Below are 13,664 nucleotides of genomic sequence, written 5' to 3' on the forward strand. Positions count from 1 at the left end.
CGGAGCGCCGCCCCGCGGGCGCCACGCTGAACTGAGCGGCCCGGCCCGCGCCTCGCACGGAGGCGCGGGCCGCCAGAGCATGTCCCGACGAGACGGTCACCGGTTCGTCGCAGAACATGCGACCCTTTCAAAAGCCTAGAGCGGGACCCGATCGCGACGCGATCGGATCCCGCTCTAGGCGTTCCGCCGCCATTCCAGGGGCGTCACGCCCTTGTGGCGGCGGAAGGCGGACGAAAACTGGCTCGGATTGACGTAGCCGACCATCGCGGCGATCTCGATCACCGGCAGCGACGTGTCGGCGAGGAGGACCGCGGCGCGCTCCAGGCGGCGCCGCGTCAGGAAGGCGTAGGGCGGCAGCCCGGTCGTGGTGCGGAAGCAGCGGCCGAAATGGTTCGCGCTGAGGCCGACGAGCGCGGCCAGATCCGCCACCGCGACGTCGCGGTGCAGGTTCGCCTCCATGTAATCGATGAGATCGGCCATCTGGCGCCGACCGAGGCGGTGCGTGCCCGCCAGCAGGGCGGCTCCGGTCGATCGGGCGAGTTCGTGCACGATCACCCCGAGCGCATGGTCGCAGAAGGCCGTCGACAGGCCGTGCTCGTCGGCGTGACGCCACATCGCGGTCACCGCCGCACTCAGGAGCGGTCCCTCGTGGAAGCAGGAGGCCGCAGCCTCGAGATCGAAGCGGTCCTGCGGCAGTTCGGCGACGAGAGGGGCGAGCCGCGGCTCCGACACCCCGAGGGCGAGGAGCCGCATGCGGGGTCCGAAGCCCGTCCCCCCGGCATGGGCCGCGCCCAGGCCGACCCGTCCGGGGAGGAAGAGCCCGTCGAGCGCCTGGGCGTCGCTCAGACGCGCCAGCCGGCCGCCGCCGTCGAGGCAGAGGTAGATGGCGAGATAGGGCAGGGGCTCGTAGGGCCCCTCGTAGGCGTCGTAGGCGGCGCTCGCCATCACGACGTCCGCACGCGGGCTCGCGCGCATCCGGAAGGCAGTCGGGACGGGACCGTGGGGCGAAGGGGACCGGTCCAAGCCAGCCTTATCGTCAGCGAACCCAGTCAATCTTCGGCTCCGGACCAAGACCTGCGAGCTTCACTCCGTGGCTGTCGCAGCGTGAGCGACGTCCCATCAGAATTTATTCATTCTAATGTAAGTGTGCTCACGGGCCACAGGGCGACCAAATCGGTGAACAACCGCAGCCCGTAGCGAGATCTGCACATCCATCGTGGTTTTGGAGTAGCCCGGCTGCTTCGAAGACGTCAATCCGGTGCTGCGATCGTGCGGGAAGCGGGTTGGGTACTCGGTCATGGACAGCGTCGAAACGCGGCCTCGGAGCGGCATCACACGCGGCGCATGGCGCGTGGCGGCCTTCGCCGTCGCGGCGGCCGGTCTTCAGGCTCCGGTCGCCGCGCAGGACGGCGGCACCATCGCGCTCGACGCCATCACGGTGACGGGCGAACGCCGCACGCAGAACCTGCTGGAGACCGCGACGAGCGTGAGCATCCTGCCGCGGGCGGAGTTCGAACGGCGCGTCACCCCCGGGCGCACGCTGTATCAGGAGATCGAGGGCGTCCCGAACACGACGCCGCTCGGGGCGAGCGAGGTGCCGGCGATCCGCGGCATCCAGTCGAGCGGCGCGGGCGGCGTGGCCAGCAACGTCCTGCAGGGCACGCTGCCGCGCGCGCCGCTCATCGTCGACGAGATCGTGCGCCCGACCACGCTGTCGGTGTCGAACTTCCTCACCTCCTACGACGTCGAGCGCGTCGAGGTGCTGCGCGGCCCGCAATCGACCCTGCGCGGCCGCAACGCCATCGCGGGCGCCTTCATCGTCAACACCACGGATCCCGGGCCGCTCCCGGAATTCGGCGCCCGCACGGGGGTCGCCTTCGACCGATTCGGTCCGGCCTTCACCCTGGCGGGCCTCGCCAACGTCCCGCTGGTGCCCGACGTGCTCGCCGCCCGGGTCGTCGTCGAGCAGGAGGGCTCGCCCGATCCGCGCCGGATGGTGGAGGTGCCGCCGGGCGTCGATCCAGGCCGCCTGCTCGAAACGGACGTGACGCGGGTGCGCGGCAAGGTCCTGTTCACCCCGGGCGGACCGGCCGGCGACCTGTCGGTCAAGCTCATCGGCGACTACCAGACCGGGTTCGTCCCCCAGACCCGCAACGTGGTGGCGGGGCCGGACGTGATCGGCGTGCCGTTCCGGGCGCGGCTGATCCCGTACGCCCGCGGCGGCTACCAGCGGGTCTTCGACACCGAGGCCGGGGCGTTCGGGCTCGACGCCACCTACCGGCTCCCGGACGATGCAGGCCAGCTGCGGTCGATCACCAGCTACGTGTTCGACCGTCTGAATTCGGCGCCGTTCCAGACCGACCCCACCCGCTTCGCGTTGCGCGAGGAGATCTTCAACCAGGACCTGCTCTACACCTTCGGCACGATCGGCACCGGCCTGAGCGGGCTGGCCGGCCTCAACTTCAACGAGCGCTCGCAGGATGCGGCCGCCATCGGCCTGTCCGCCGCCCGGAGCCAGACCTCCGCGCAGGCGCTGTTCGCCGACCTGCGCTACGCGCTGACGCCGGATCTCGATCTGCTCGCGGGCGGGCGCCTGAACCGCAACGACGATGACCGCACGCAGACGCTGCCGGCGCGCCGGCTCTCCACCACCTACCGCGAGACCGAGATCGTCTTCCTGCCTAAGCTCGGCCTGAGCTACCGGCTCGATCCCGAGCAGACGCTCGCCGCCACCGTGCGCGAGGGCTACAACCCGGGCGGCGGCTCGATCAACCTGTTCACCGGCAATCCCTACTCGTTCCGGTCCGAGACGGTCTGGACCTTCGAGACCACCTACCGCCGGGTGCTGCCGGACGACCGCTTCACTCTCGGCATCACCGGCTTCTACAACCTGCACGACAATCCGCAGCTCTACCTGCAGCGCGACCCGGCCAACCGCTTCTCCCTGGAGGTGGTGAACCTGCCGGCGGGCCGCTCCTACGGGGTCGAGATCGAGGCGACCGCGCGCCTCACCCCGGACCTCGATCTCCGCGCGGGCCTCGGGCTCCTGCAGACCGAGATCACGCGGACGCTGCCGACCAATCCGGGCCTGCTCGGCAACCGCTTCGGGCGCGATCCCGCCGCGACGCCCTCGGCGGGGCTGGTGTGGCGCGCCTTCCCGAACGTCGCGTTCGACGCGAGCGTCATCTACGTCTCGCGCTACTTCAGCGACCTCACCAACCTGCCCACCGAAAAAGTCGGCGGCTACGCGCTGATCGATCTCGGCGCGACGGTCACGATCACCGAGGGCGTCACGGCGCGCGCGTTCGTGCGCAACCTCACGGACGAGGTCGGCTTCACGCGCCGGATCGGCGCGGGCACGGCGGCCGACCTCACGCCGCCGCGCACCATCGGCCTCCTGGCACAGGCCCGTTTCTGATGGACGCGGTCCGACCTGTATCGGCCGGCCCGCCGGCCCTGTCGCTGCGCAGCCGCCTGCGCCGGATCTGGCGCACGATCCATCTCTGGATCGGGCTCTCGGCGGGGCTCGTTCTGGCCATCGTCGGACTGAGCGGCGCCGTGCTGGTCTTCGCCGAACCGATCGCCCGGGCCGAGCACGGCGACATCCTGTTTCCCGACCGGCCGATGCCCGATCCGTCCGGCTGGGCGCCGGTCGAGACCTGGATCGCCAAGGCGACGGCGCGCTACCCGCAGCTCGAACACGTGATCGTGGTGGCCGCCCCCTACAGCGCACCCCTGCCGGCGGCCGTGCCGCTCGTGGCCGGACACCTGCGGCACGACCCGGGAACCCCGGAGAAGCACGGTGCCGTCGCGGTCGATCCGGCGAGCGGCGAGCCGCTGGGGCTCGTGGTGATCGAGGATTCGTGGTGGGGCTGGCTGGTGCACCTGCACGGCGCCCTGCTGGCGCCGCCCTACGGCTACGTGGTCACGGCCGTCGCCGGCCTGCTCTTCCTCGCATCGGCGGTGAGCGGCCTCTACCTCTGGTGGCCGCGCAACGGCCGCACGTGGCGGCAGGCGCTCACCGTCAAGCGCGGCGCACGCGGGCGGCGGATGCTGCTCGACTGGCACAACGTCGCGGCGGTGTGGCTGTTCGTGCCGCTCGCGGTGGCGGTCCTGTCCGGCGTCTACATCCTGCGCCCGGCGTGGTTCGACGGGGCGCTGCGCGCCGCCTCCACGATCCGGGCGCCGGGGCCGCAGACGCTGGCCGCACCGGCACGCGCGACCTGCCCGGACGGCACCGGAATCGGCCGCGCCCTCGCGGTCGCCAGGGCGGCCCATCCCGACCTCGACCTGCGCCTGATGATCATGCCGGAGCAGGCCGCGCTGCCCTACCAGATCTCGCTGGCACCGCGGGGCGCGCCGGGCCGGGTCCAATCGACGGAGCTGTGGGTGGCGCGCGACTGTCCGCGCATCCTGCTGGCGCGGACCGGACACGACCTGAGTGCGGCGGAGACCGTCAAGGCCTGGATGTCGGCCGTCCATGCCAGCTTCGGGCTGGGCCTGATCGGCCAGATCGCCGTGTTCGCGAGCGGCCTGTGCCTGCCCCTGCTGTTCGTGACCGGCCTCCTCCTCTGGACGAAGCGGCGCGCGGCGCGGTCGCCGCGCGTCTGACGCGCCCGTGCCTCACGCCGTCGTCGCGAAGACGTCGGGCAGCGAGGGCAGGCGCTGGCGCAGCCGCAGGAGCGCGATCGTCTCGATCTCGGCAAGGGCGCGCTCGCGCTCGGCCTCCGGCGCCTCGTCGAGCCGCTCCTCCAGGGCCGCCAGGATCTCCTGCGGGGTTCGTCCGCGCACCGCCATCACGAACGGGAAGCCGAAGCGGGCGTGGTAGCGCTGGTTGAGCTCGAGGAAGCGGGCGCGCTCCTCCTCGTCCAGGGCGTCGAGGCCGACGCTCGCCTGCTCGGCGCGGGACTCCGGCGTCAGGGCGGCGACCCGCTCGCCGAGGTCGGGATGGTTGCGGATGAGCGCCAGCAGGCGGTCCGGGTCGGCGGCGCGCATGGCCGCCACCATCGCGGCGTGGAGCCCGTCCGCATTGTCCTGGGCCGGACCGAGGCCGGCGCGGTGCGTGCGCTCGGCCACCCACGGCGCGTGCTCGAACACGTCGCCGAAGCGCTCGACGAACAGGGCCGGGGCCATGGTGCTCGGCCGCAGGCCCGCGGGCGCGTGGTGGCGGATCCAGTGCCGGGCGATGTCGATGCGCCGCGCCACCCAGACGTCCGGAAAACCCGCCACGTAGTCGAGGAAGCGCGCCAGTGCCGCGGCCCGCCCGGGGCGTCCGACCAGCCGGCAATGCAGGCCCACCGACATCATCTTCGGCGCGCTGTCGCCCTCCGCGTAGAGGCAGTCGAACGTGTCCTTCAGGTAGGTGAAGAATTGGTCGCCGCTGTTGAAGCCCTGCGCAGTGGCGAAGCGCATGTCGTTGGCATCGAGGGTGTAGGGCACGACGAGTTGCGGCCCGCGCGGCCCCTCGATCCAGTAGGGGAGGTCGTCGGCGTAGGAATCGGCCGTGTAGAGGAAGCCGCCTTCCTCCATCACCAAGCGGGTCGTGTGCTCGGAGGTGCGGCCTTGGTAAAATCCCAGCGGCCGCTCGCCCGTCGCCTCCGTGTGCAGGCGGATCGCCTCGCCGATATGGGCGCGCTCCTCCTCGGCCGGAAAATCCTTGTAGTCGATCCATTTGAGGCCGTGCGAGGCGATCTCCCAGCCGGCCTCCCGCATGGCCTCCACCGCAGGCGGGTTGCGCTTCAGGGCGGTCGCGACGCCGTAGACGGTCACCGGCATCTCGCGCGCCGTGAACAGCCGCCAGAGGCGCCAGAAGCCGGCGCGGGAGCCGTATTCGTACATCGACTCCATGTTCATGTGCCGCTGCCCCGGCCAGGAGGCGGCGCCCACGATCTCCGACAGGAACGCCTCCGAGCCGCGGTCCCCGTGCAGCAGGCAATTCTCGCCGCCCTCCTCGTAGTTGATCACGAACTGCACCGCGAGGCGGGCGCCGTCCGGCCAGCCGGGATGGGGCGTCTCGCGGCCGTAGCCGACGAGGTCGCGCGGGTAGGGGCTGTCGCTCATGGGTGTCTTCCGGTGATCGAGCGGACGAGCCTACCGGCTCGTCCGCTCCTGTCCAAAGGAGGGGCCGGCGCGTCAGAGCGCGGCGAGCAGCGGATCGACCCTGGCGAAGTGACCGTCCCAGGTCGGCGGGCGGAAGCCGTCGAGGCGCGCCAGCATCTCGTGCCGCAGGGGCGAGCCCGGGCTCGCCAGCGTCTCGACGGCGCGCATCCAGCCCAGCCCGTCGAGGGGATGGACGAAGTCCGCGATCGAGGCGGCGATCTCCCGGTGCACCGGGATGTCGGAGGCGACCACCGGGAGGCCTGCCGCCGCGCCCTCCAGCACCGGCAGGCCGTAGCCCTCCGCGAAGGACGGCATCAGGAGCGCGGTGGCGCCCCGCAGAAGCCGCACGAGGCCGGCGGTGGAGAGATCCCTCACCTCGGTCACGTGGCGGCGCACCGCCGGGCAGCGGTCGAGAAGGTCGATGAGGTTCTCGCTCTCCCAGCCCCGCCGCCCGACCACCACGAGGCGGGGCGTCGCCGGGCCGAGGCGCGCGTCGAGGTCGCGCCAGAGGTTGAGGAGGCCGTAGTAGTTCTTGCGCGGCTCGATCGTGCCGCAAGCGACGAAGGTCGGACCGGCCGGCGCCAGGGGGGCGCCCGCGCGGTCGAGGAAGGCCGGCTCGATACCGAGCGGGCCGACCGTGACCGGGGGCACCCGCAGCCCGTTCGCCGCGAGGTAGGCGCCGAAGCGCCGGCCGACATCCGCCGAGTTGACCACCACGGCCGCGGCATGGCGCGACACCGTCCGCATCCGCACGGCGTGGCGCGCCGCCTCGCCGTCGCGGCCGTATTCCGGATACTCGATCGGGATCAGGTCGTGCACGAAGAAGACCGGGCGGACGTCGCGCCGGTCGTAGAGCCAGTCGAACCGCCCCGGCCTGTCAAGGCGCAGGTGCGAGGTGTGCACGTAGAGGGCCCCGGCCGGCAGGCGCGCGATGCCGGGCGCGCGCTCCACCTGGAGCCGGACCGCGAGCGCGGCCCGCCGCCCGCCGGCCCGCCGCGCCGGCGCGGCGGGCGAAGCGGCCGCCACGCTGCTCCCCAGTGAGGCGGCCAGCGCCCGATAGACCGGATCGGCCTCGGCGGCAGCGTCCTCCACCCAGCCCGCGGCCACCTGCGCCACGATCGCGCACGCGCCCGCCCGGTCCAGCAGGCGAGGCCCGCGCGGTGTCGAGACGAGGCCGAAGCGCTCGGCCCCGGTCTGGCCGAGGAGATGGCGCGCATAGGCGAGATCGACCCGGTCGATCCCGGTCGGGTGGGCGTGGTGCAGGCGGGTGACGAGGCGGGTGAGATCGAAAACGACCGGACGTATTGTCATGAGAGACCGCAGCGGCGACAATTCTTGCCCGGCGCCATAGACTCCGGTGCGGCACGAGACCAGTGCCCGCGTGGTCTGTGCGGTGCCGCACATGATCCGCGCTTGCCACATTGAGCAGTGATGATTTATCCCAATCGTCACTCGACCGGGGCCAGGGCGGCCGTGCCGGCCATGGCGGCTTGGCGACGGGCGGGCGCTGCGAGCGTCGGGGATCCGGGTTCAGGTGAGTGGCATGACGATCGTCGACTGGGATCGGGAGGCAGTGAAGCGCGGCCTCGCGGAGGGGAGCGTGCTGCTGATCGACGTGCGCGAGCCGCATGAATTCGCGCAGGGGCACATTCCGGGCTCGATCTCGCACCCGCTCTCGACCTTCGATCTCGACCGCCTTCAGGCGCTGATCGCCGAGGACGGACGCCGGCCGGTGCTCTCCTGCGCGGCGGGCGTGCGCTCGGCCCGCGCCCTCGACTACGCGCAGAGCCAGGGCGTCCCCCTGACCGAGCACTACCTCGGCGGCTTCAAGGATTGGGCCGCTTCGGGCGAAGAGATCGCGTGACGGCGGGGCGCCGGGCGTCTCGCGGCATGCGACGTTTTTCTCGGTCCGGTTGCAGGGCGGTCGCCCCGCCCGGACCGGCATCGGCCCCCGGGAGGGCCGCGCCCGCTGGCGGTGCGGTTCCCGTGCGGCTCCCCTCGACGCGGTTGGGCCTGCACCCATCTGCTCGCGCGTCAGGGGCATCCTCAGCTAAGGCACGGAGTGTAGGTATGCGCAGGCGCTGGCTGGCGGCTTTGGCCCCGCTCCTGATTCTGGCAGCGGGACCCGGCGCCGCACAGGCCCCGGGCGGTCCGCCGCCGACCGTCGTGGTCGCCAAGCCGGTGGTCAAGGAGGTGGTGGAGCACGACGACTTCACCGGCCGCTTCAACGCGGTGGAGTTCGTCGAGGTGCGCGCCCGCGTCACCGGCTACCTGGAAAGAATCCACTTCCAGGACGGCGCGGTGGTCAAGAAGGGCGACCTCCTCTTCACCATCGACCGGCGGCCCTACAAGGCCGCCCTCGACCAGGCGCAGGCCTCGCTGGCCTCCGCGCAGGCGCGGCTGAATTTCACCACCACGGACTTGGAGCGCGCCCAGACGCTCAGCCGCTCGGGCAACATCTCCGAGCAGGTCACGGACCAGCGCCGCCAAGCCTCGCTCACCGCCCAGGCCGACGTGGACAACGCCACCGCGGCCCTGCGGCAGGCGCAGCTCAACTACGACTTCACCGAGGTGCGCTCGCCGATCACCGGCCGCATCTCCCAGCGCAATGTCACGGAAGGCAACATCGTCATCACCGACCAGACGATGCTGACCACGATCGTCTCGCTCGATCCGATCTACTTCTCGTTCCCGGTCGATGAGCGCTCCTTCCTGTCCTACCAGGGCACGCTGCGCATCGGCATGGGCGCCACGCAGAAGGAGCACACGGTCCCGATCCTCATCGCGCTGACCGGTGAGGACAAGCCTACGCGCAAGGGGCGGCTTGACTTCGTGGACAACCGCGTGGACGACGCGACCGGCACGGTGCTGCTGCGCGCCACGGTCGAGAACCCGGACAACTTCATCAAGCCCGGCCTGTTCGGCGTCATCAGCATGCCGGCCTCGCTGCCCTACAAGGGCGTGCTGATTCCCGACGAGGCCGTGGGCACCAACCAGGACAAGCGCATCGTCTACGTGGTGGGCGACGACAACACGATCTCGACCCGCAACGTGCGGCTCGGCCCCAAGATCGACGGCTACCGCGTGGTGCGCGACGGGCTCAAAGGGGACGAGACCATCGTGATCAACGGCCTCACCCGGGTGCGGCCCGGCGCGAAGGTCACGCCCGAGCGCAAGGACCTGCCCCCGACCCGCACCTGAGCGGACGCGCCCGCGCGCCCGCACCCGCCACGCCCCAGCCGCCCCCCGAACCCGGGCGCGCGCGTGCCAGAGGTCCCCGATGCGTTTTGCCCATTTCTTCGTCGACAGGCCGATCTTCGCCTCGGTGACGTCGATCGTCATCCTGATCATCGGCTACGTGTCGTACATCGCGCTGCCGGTGTCGCAGTATCCCGAGATCGTGCCGCCGACCGTGGTGGTGCGCGCCTCCTATCCGGGCGCCAACGCCGAGACGGTGGCGGCGACGATCGCGACGCCGATCGAGCAGGAGATCAACGGCGTCGACAACATGCTCTACATGTCGTCGCTGTCCACCAACGACGGCAACATGCAGTTGACCGTCACCTTCGCGCTCGGCACCAACCTCGACATCGCCAACGTGCTCGTTCAGAACCGGCTCTCGGTCGCGACCCCGCGCCTGCCGCCGGATGTGCGCAACCTCGGCGTCACGGTGCGCAAGTCCTCGCCCGACCTGATGATGGTCGTGCACCTGCTGTCGCCCGACAACACCTTCGATCAGAACTACATCGCCAACTACATCTACCTGCGCATCCGCGACCAGATGCTGCGCCTCGGCGGCGTCGGCGACATCACGGTGTTCGGCGGCAGCGAGTACGCGCTGCGCCTGTGGCTCGACCCCAACAAGCTCGCCGCCTACCAGCTCTCGACCACCGACGTGATCGCGGCGCTGCAGGAGCAGAACGTCCAAGTCGCCTCGGGCGCGCTCGGCGCGCCGCCCTCGCCCGCGGACCAGGCCTTCCAGTTCGTGGTGCAGACGCAGGGGCGCTTCCAGGATCCCAACGAGTTCCGGAAGGTGATCGTCAAGGCGGCGGACGGCCGCCTCGTGCGCATCTCGGACATCGCCCGGGTCGAGATGGGCCAGAAGGACTACGTCACGCAATCCTTCCTCAACGGCCAGCCGGCGATCGGCGTCGGCGTCTTCCAGCGCCCCGGCACCAACGCGCTCCAGGCGGCGGAATCGGTCCAGAGCCTGATGAAGGAGCTGGCCAAGGACTTCCCGCCCGGCCTGGAATACAAGATCGCCTACAACCCGACCGAGTTCATCGCCGAATCGGTGCACGAGGTCTACAAGACGCTCGGCGAGGCGGTGGTCCTCGTCGTGGTGGTGATCCTCGTCTTCCTGCAGAGCTGGCGCACCGCGCTCGTGCCGATCATCGCGATTCCCGTGTCGCTGGTGGGCACCTTCGCGGTGATGGCGGCGCTCGGCTTCTCGCTCAACAACCTGACGCTGTTCGGGCTGGTTCTGGCGATCGGCATCGTGGTCGACGACGCGATCGTGGTGGTCGAGAACGTCGAGCGCAACATCGCGGACGGGCTCTCGCCCGGCGAGGCGGCGCACAAGACGATGGACGAAGTGGGCGGCGCGGTGGTGGCCATCGCGCTGGTGCTCTCGGCGGTGTTCATCCCGACCGCCTTCATCCCGGGCATCTCGGGCCAGTTCTACCGGCAGTTCGCGCTGACGATCGCGGCCTCGACCATCATCTCGATGTTCAACTCGCTGACGCTGTCGCCCGCGCTCTGCAAGCTGCTGCTCAAGCCCCACGACGCGCACGGCCGGCCGCGCTTCTTCCTGGCCCGGTTCGGCGCCTGGGCGGCCAACACCTTCAACCGGGCCTTCGACGCGACCGCGAACGGCTACGCGGCGACCGTCCGCTTCCTCACCGGCCGCACCGTGCCGCTGATCGCCATGATGCTCCTCTACGGGGGCGTGATCGCGGCCACGCTGCACCTCGCGCGCACGACCCCGACGGGCTTCATCCCGCTCCAGGACCAGGGCTACCTGATCGTCGTGGTGCAATTGCCGCCGGGCTCGGCGCTGGAGCGCACCACCGCGGTGGTGCGCGAGGCGGCCGCGCGGGCCAACACCATCGACGGCGTCGCCAACGCGGTGGTGATCTCGGGCTTCGACGGCGCGACCTTCACCAACACCACCAACGGCGCCGTGATGTTCCTCACGCTCAAGCCGTTCAAGGAGCGGCTGGCGCGCGGGCGCGTGGCGGGGGCGATCCTGGGCGACGTCTTCGCCAAGACCGCCTCGATCACGGAGGCGCGCATCATCGCCATCCCGCCGCCGCCGGTGCGCGGCCTCGGCAACGCGGGCGGCTACAAGATGCAGGTGCAGAGCCGCCAGGGCTCGGACATCGCCAGCCTGCTCGCGGTCTCGGGCGACCTGATCGCGGCGGCGAACCAGGACCCGAACCTGACGCGCGTCTTCACCACCTTCGGCAACGACACGCCGCAGATCTACCTCGACATCGACCGCACCAAGGCGCGGATGCTGAACGTGCCGCTCGCCAACGTCTTCTCGACCCTGCAGGTCAATCTCGGCGGCGCCTACGTCAACGACTTCAACACCTTCGGGCGCATCTACCAAGTGCGGGCGCAGGCCGACGCCAAGTTCCGGCTGGAGAAGGACGATATCGAGCGGCTGAAGGTGCGGTCCTCCACCGGCGCGCTGGTGCCGATGGGCTCGCTCGCGGGCATCCGCGACATCGCCGGCCCGCAGATCGTGCAGCGCTACAACCTGTTCTACTCGATCCCGATCCAGGGCGACACGCGCCCGGGCATCTCCACCGGCCAGGCGCTCGACGCCATGGAAAAGCTGGCCCAGCGCATCCTGCCGGACGGCTACAGCTACGAATGGACCGAGATCGCGTTCCAGCAGAAGGCGACCGGCAACACCGCCATCTACGTCTTCGCGCTCGGCGTGCTGCTGGTCTTCCTCGTGCTCGCCGCGCAGTACGAATCCTGGGCGCTCCCGCTCGCGATCCTGCTGGTGGTGCCGACCGGCGTGCTCGCCGCCTTCGCGGGGGTGCAGCTCAGGGCGCAGGACAACAACATCCTGACGCAGATCGGCCTGATCGTGCTGATCGGTCTGGCGGCCAAGAACGCGATCCTGATCGTCGAGTTCGCCCACCAGATCGAGGAGAGCGAGCGACGGGGGCCGGTGGCCGCCGCCGTGGAGGCCTGCCGGTTGCGCCTGCGGCCGATCCTGATGACGGCCTTCGCCTTCATCCTCGGCGTGGTGCCGCTCGCCATCGCGACGGGCCCCGGCGCAGAGATGCGTCAGGCGCTCGGCACCGCGGTGCTGTTCGGCATGCTCGGCGCCACGATCTTCGGCCTGTTTCTCACGCCGGTCTTCTACGTGGTGATCCGCAACCTGCTGATCCGCCTCAACCGCTGGCGCGGCCACGACGAGACCCCGCCGGCCGCGGCGTGATGTCGGGCCGGCGCCTCTGGTCCTGCTCAGACGCAACGATGGAACCCCTCTCCCACTCGGGAGAGGGGTTCCCACGCGCACCGTGTTCACGGCGTGCAGGGCGTCGCGGCGCCGGTGGCGGCGGACCGTCGGCTCAATCCGCCCGGGACACGAGGCTGCGGGCGCGGCTGAGGGAGGGCAGGTAGTGAATGGCCGCGCAGGAGGCGCCGGCCCGCGCGGCGAGCCGTTCGACGGCGCGGACCACGTCCGGCGTGCCGGCGGCGATCAGGCAGTCGCTCGGCCGCAGCGGCGGGAGATGCGCGGTGATCGGACCGGACCGCACATCGGAGGCGCAGGGCCGGCCGCGATCGGCCACGAGGGCGATCTGCGCCACTCCGGTGCCGACGAGCCAGTCGAGGGCCGGCCGCATGTAGAGGTCGGCCGCGTCGCGCGCGCCGGCCACCACCACCATCTCGCGCTGCGCCTCAAGGTAGCGGGCCGCGCGCGCGATGGCCCAGATCGGCGCGAAGCCGGTCTCGGCGGCGACGAGCACGAGGCGCCCGCCGCCGGGCCGGTAGGGCGCGGCGCCGATCGGCCCCTTCACGCGCACGCCGTGGTCCGGGCCGATCGCCTCGCCGAGGGCGGGGCCGAGCGCGCGGCCGTCGCGGCGCAGGTGGAAGACGAGTTCGTTCAGCTCGGTGGCGCCGTCGAGCCGCTGGGTCGGGCAGAGCGGGCGGGCGGGAAAGCCCGCGAAGGTCGCCTCGACGGTCTGGCCAGGCCGCAGATCGAGGGGCCGCGAGACCGTGACGACCACCTCGCAAACCGAATCCGAAAGGGCCGTGACGCTCAGCACCGTGCCGCCCCGCTTGGCGGCCCGCAGCACGGAGAGCGGGGAGGGGGCCGGCGCCTGCCGCGCGGCGCCGTCGCCGAGGCGCGGACGGGCGCGGCTGGTATGGGCGAGGCGCGGCACCGCGTCCTGCATGATGCCGTCGCGCCCTGCCGCGACGCCACCGGGCAGCGCCGCCTCGAAGGAGGTGTCGCCGGTGGCGATGCGCACGGGCTTGCCGTTGACGACGAGGGAGCAGCGCGGACCGATGGCCATGTCGGCGGCGACCTTCAGTGCATG

9 protein-coding genes are annotated in these 13,664 nt (G+C 71.3%); 5 read left to right on the plus strand and 4 right to left on the minus strand.

Annotation, left to right across the window (positions count from 1 at the left end; translation table 11 throughout):
* Positions 1 to 174: 174 nt before the first annotated feature.
* Positions 175 to 945 (minus strand): helix-turn-helix domain-containing protein, encoded by a 771-nt coding sequence (locus ACKUB9_RS12955; RefSeq protein ID WP_407522540.1) that lies wholly within the window; start codon positions 943 to 945, stop codon positions 175 to 177.
* Between the two features lie 406 nt (positions 946 to 1,351).
* Here ACKUB9_RS12955 and ACKUB9_RS12960 point away from each other — a divergent pair, with 406 nt between their 5' ends.
* Together ACKUB9_RS12960 and ACKUB9_RS12965 are read left to right on the plus strand one after the other, a co-directional pair.
* Positions 1,352 to 3,418, plus strand: coding sequence for a TonB-dependent receptor (locus ACKUB9_RS12960; protein WP_407522542.1), 2,067 nt, complete (start codon positions 1,352 to 1,354; stop codon positions 3,416 to 3,418).
* The gene (locus ACKUB9_RS12965; RefSeq protein WP_407522544.1) at positions 3,418 to 4,611 is read left to right on the plus strand and encodes a PepSY-associated TM helix domain-containing protein; all 1,194 of its coding nucleotides are present in this window, start codon (positions 3,418 to 3,420) and stop codon (positions 4,609 to 4,611) included. Before ACKUB9_RS12960 ends, ACKUB9_RS12965 begins: the two co-directional genes overlap by 1 nt.
* A gap of 12 nt (positions 4,612 to 4,623) precedes the next feature.
* On the opposite strand, the gene puuE is transcribed toward ACKUB9_RS12965, so the two are convergent.
* Together puuE and ACKUB9_RS12975 are read right to left on the minus strand one after the other, a co-directional pair.
* Positions 4,624 to 6,060: an allantoinase PuuE gene (gene puuE / locus ACKUB9_RS12970; protein ID WP_407522546.1), complete on the minus strand. Its 1,437-nt coding sequence runs from the start codon at positions 6,058 to 6,060 to the stop codon at positions 4,624 to 4,626.
* 72 nt (positions 6,061 to 6,132) lie between these two features.
* Positions 6,133 to 7,410, minus strand: coding sequence for a glycosyltransferase family 4 protein (locus tag ACKUB9_RS12975; RefSeq protein WP_407522548.1), 1,278 nt, complete (start codon positions 7,408 to 7,410; stop codon positions 6,133 to 6,135).
* 232 nt (positions 7,411 to 7,642) lie between these two features.
* Here ACKUB9_RS12975 and ACKUB9_RS12980 point away from each other — a divergent pair, with 232 nt between their 5' ends.
* From ACKUB9_RS12980 to ACKUB9_RS12990, 3 genes are all read left to right on the plus strand, one after another.
* Positions 7,643 to 7,963: a rhodanese-like domain-containing protein gene (locus ACKUB9_RS12980; RefSeq protein WP_407522550.1), complete on the plus strand. Its 321-nt coding sequence runs from the start codon at positions 7,643 to 7,645 to the stop codon at positions 7,961 to 7,963.
* Between the two features lie 206 nt (positions 7,964 to 8,169).
* Complete coding sequence (locus ACKUB9_RS12985) at positions 8,170 to 9,300, plus strand: efflux RND transporter periplasmic adaptor subunit (protein ID WP_407522552.1); 1,131 nt, start codon at positions 8,170 to 8,172, stop codon at positions 9,298 to 9,300.
* A 79-nt stretch (positions 9,301 to 9,379) separates the two neighbouring features.
* A complete protein-coding gene (locus ACKUB9_RS12990) occupies positions 9,380 to 12,559 on the plus strand; it encodes an efflux RND transporter permease subunit (RefSeq protein ID WP_407522554.1) in 3,180 nt (1,059 codons plus the stop codon).
* A gap of 133 nt (positions 12,560 to 12,692) precedes the next feature.
* Here ACKUB9_RS12990 and ACKUB9_RS12995 read toward each other — a convergent pair whose 3' ends face one another.
* Complete coding sequence (locus ACKUB9_RS12995) at positions 12,693 to 13,640, minus strand: ferredoxin reductase domain-containing protein (protein WP_407522556.1); 948 nt, start codon at positions 13,638 to 13,640, stop codon at positions 12,693 to 12,695.
* Positions 13,641 to 13,664 lie beyond the last annotated feature (24 nt).

It is taken from the genome of Methylobacterium oryzisoli, assembly GCF_046557895.1.
GTDB lineage: Bacteria > Pseudomonadota > Alphaproteobacteria > Rhizobiales > Beijerinckiaceae > Methylobacterium > Methylobacterium oryzisoli.

Excerpts from the sequence above, each read along its gene's own strand:
- ACKUB9_RS12955 (WP_407522540.1), bottom strand. The coding sequence starts at position 945 with ATGGCGAGCGCCGCCTACGACGCCTACGAGGGGCCCTACGAGCCCCTG.
- ACKUB9_RS12965 (WP_407522544.1), top strand. The coding sequence starts at position 3,418 with ATGGACGCGGTCCGACCTGTATCGGCCGGCCCGCCGGCCCTGTCGCTG.
- puuE (WP_407522546.1), bottom strand. The coding sequence starts at position 6,060 with ATGAGCGACAGCCCCTACCCGCGCGACCTCGTCGGCTACGGCCGCGAG.
- ACKUB9_RS12975 (WP_407522548.1), bottom strand. The coding sequence starts at position 7,410 with ATGACAATACGTCCGGTCGTTTTCGATCTCACCCGCCTCGTCACCCGC.
- ACKUB9_RS12980 (WP_407522550.1), top strand. The coding sequence starts at position 7,643 with ATGACGATCGTCGACTGGGATCGGGAGGCAGTGAAGCGCGGCCTCGCG.
- ACKUB9_RS12985 (WP_407522552.1), top strand. The coding sequence starts at position 8,170 with ATGCGCAGGCGCTGGCTGGCGGCTTTGGCCCCGCTCCTGATTCTGGCA.
- ACKUB9_RS12990 (WP_407522554.1), top strand. The coding sequence starts at position 9,380 with ATGCGTTTTGCCCATTTCTTCGTCGACAGGCCGATCTTCGCCTCGGTG.
- ACKUB9_RS12995 (WP_407522556.1), bottom strand. The coding sequence starts at position 13,640 with ATGGCCATCGGTCCGCGCTGCTCCCTCGTCGTCAACGGCAAGCCCGTG.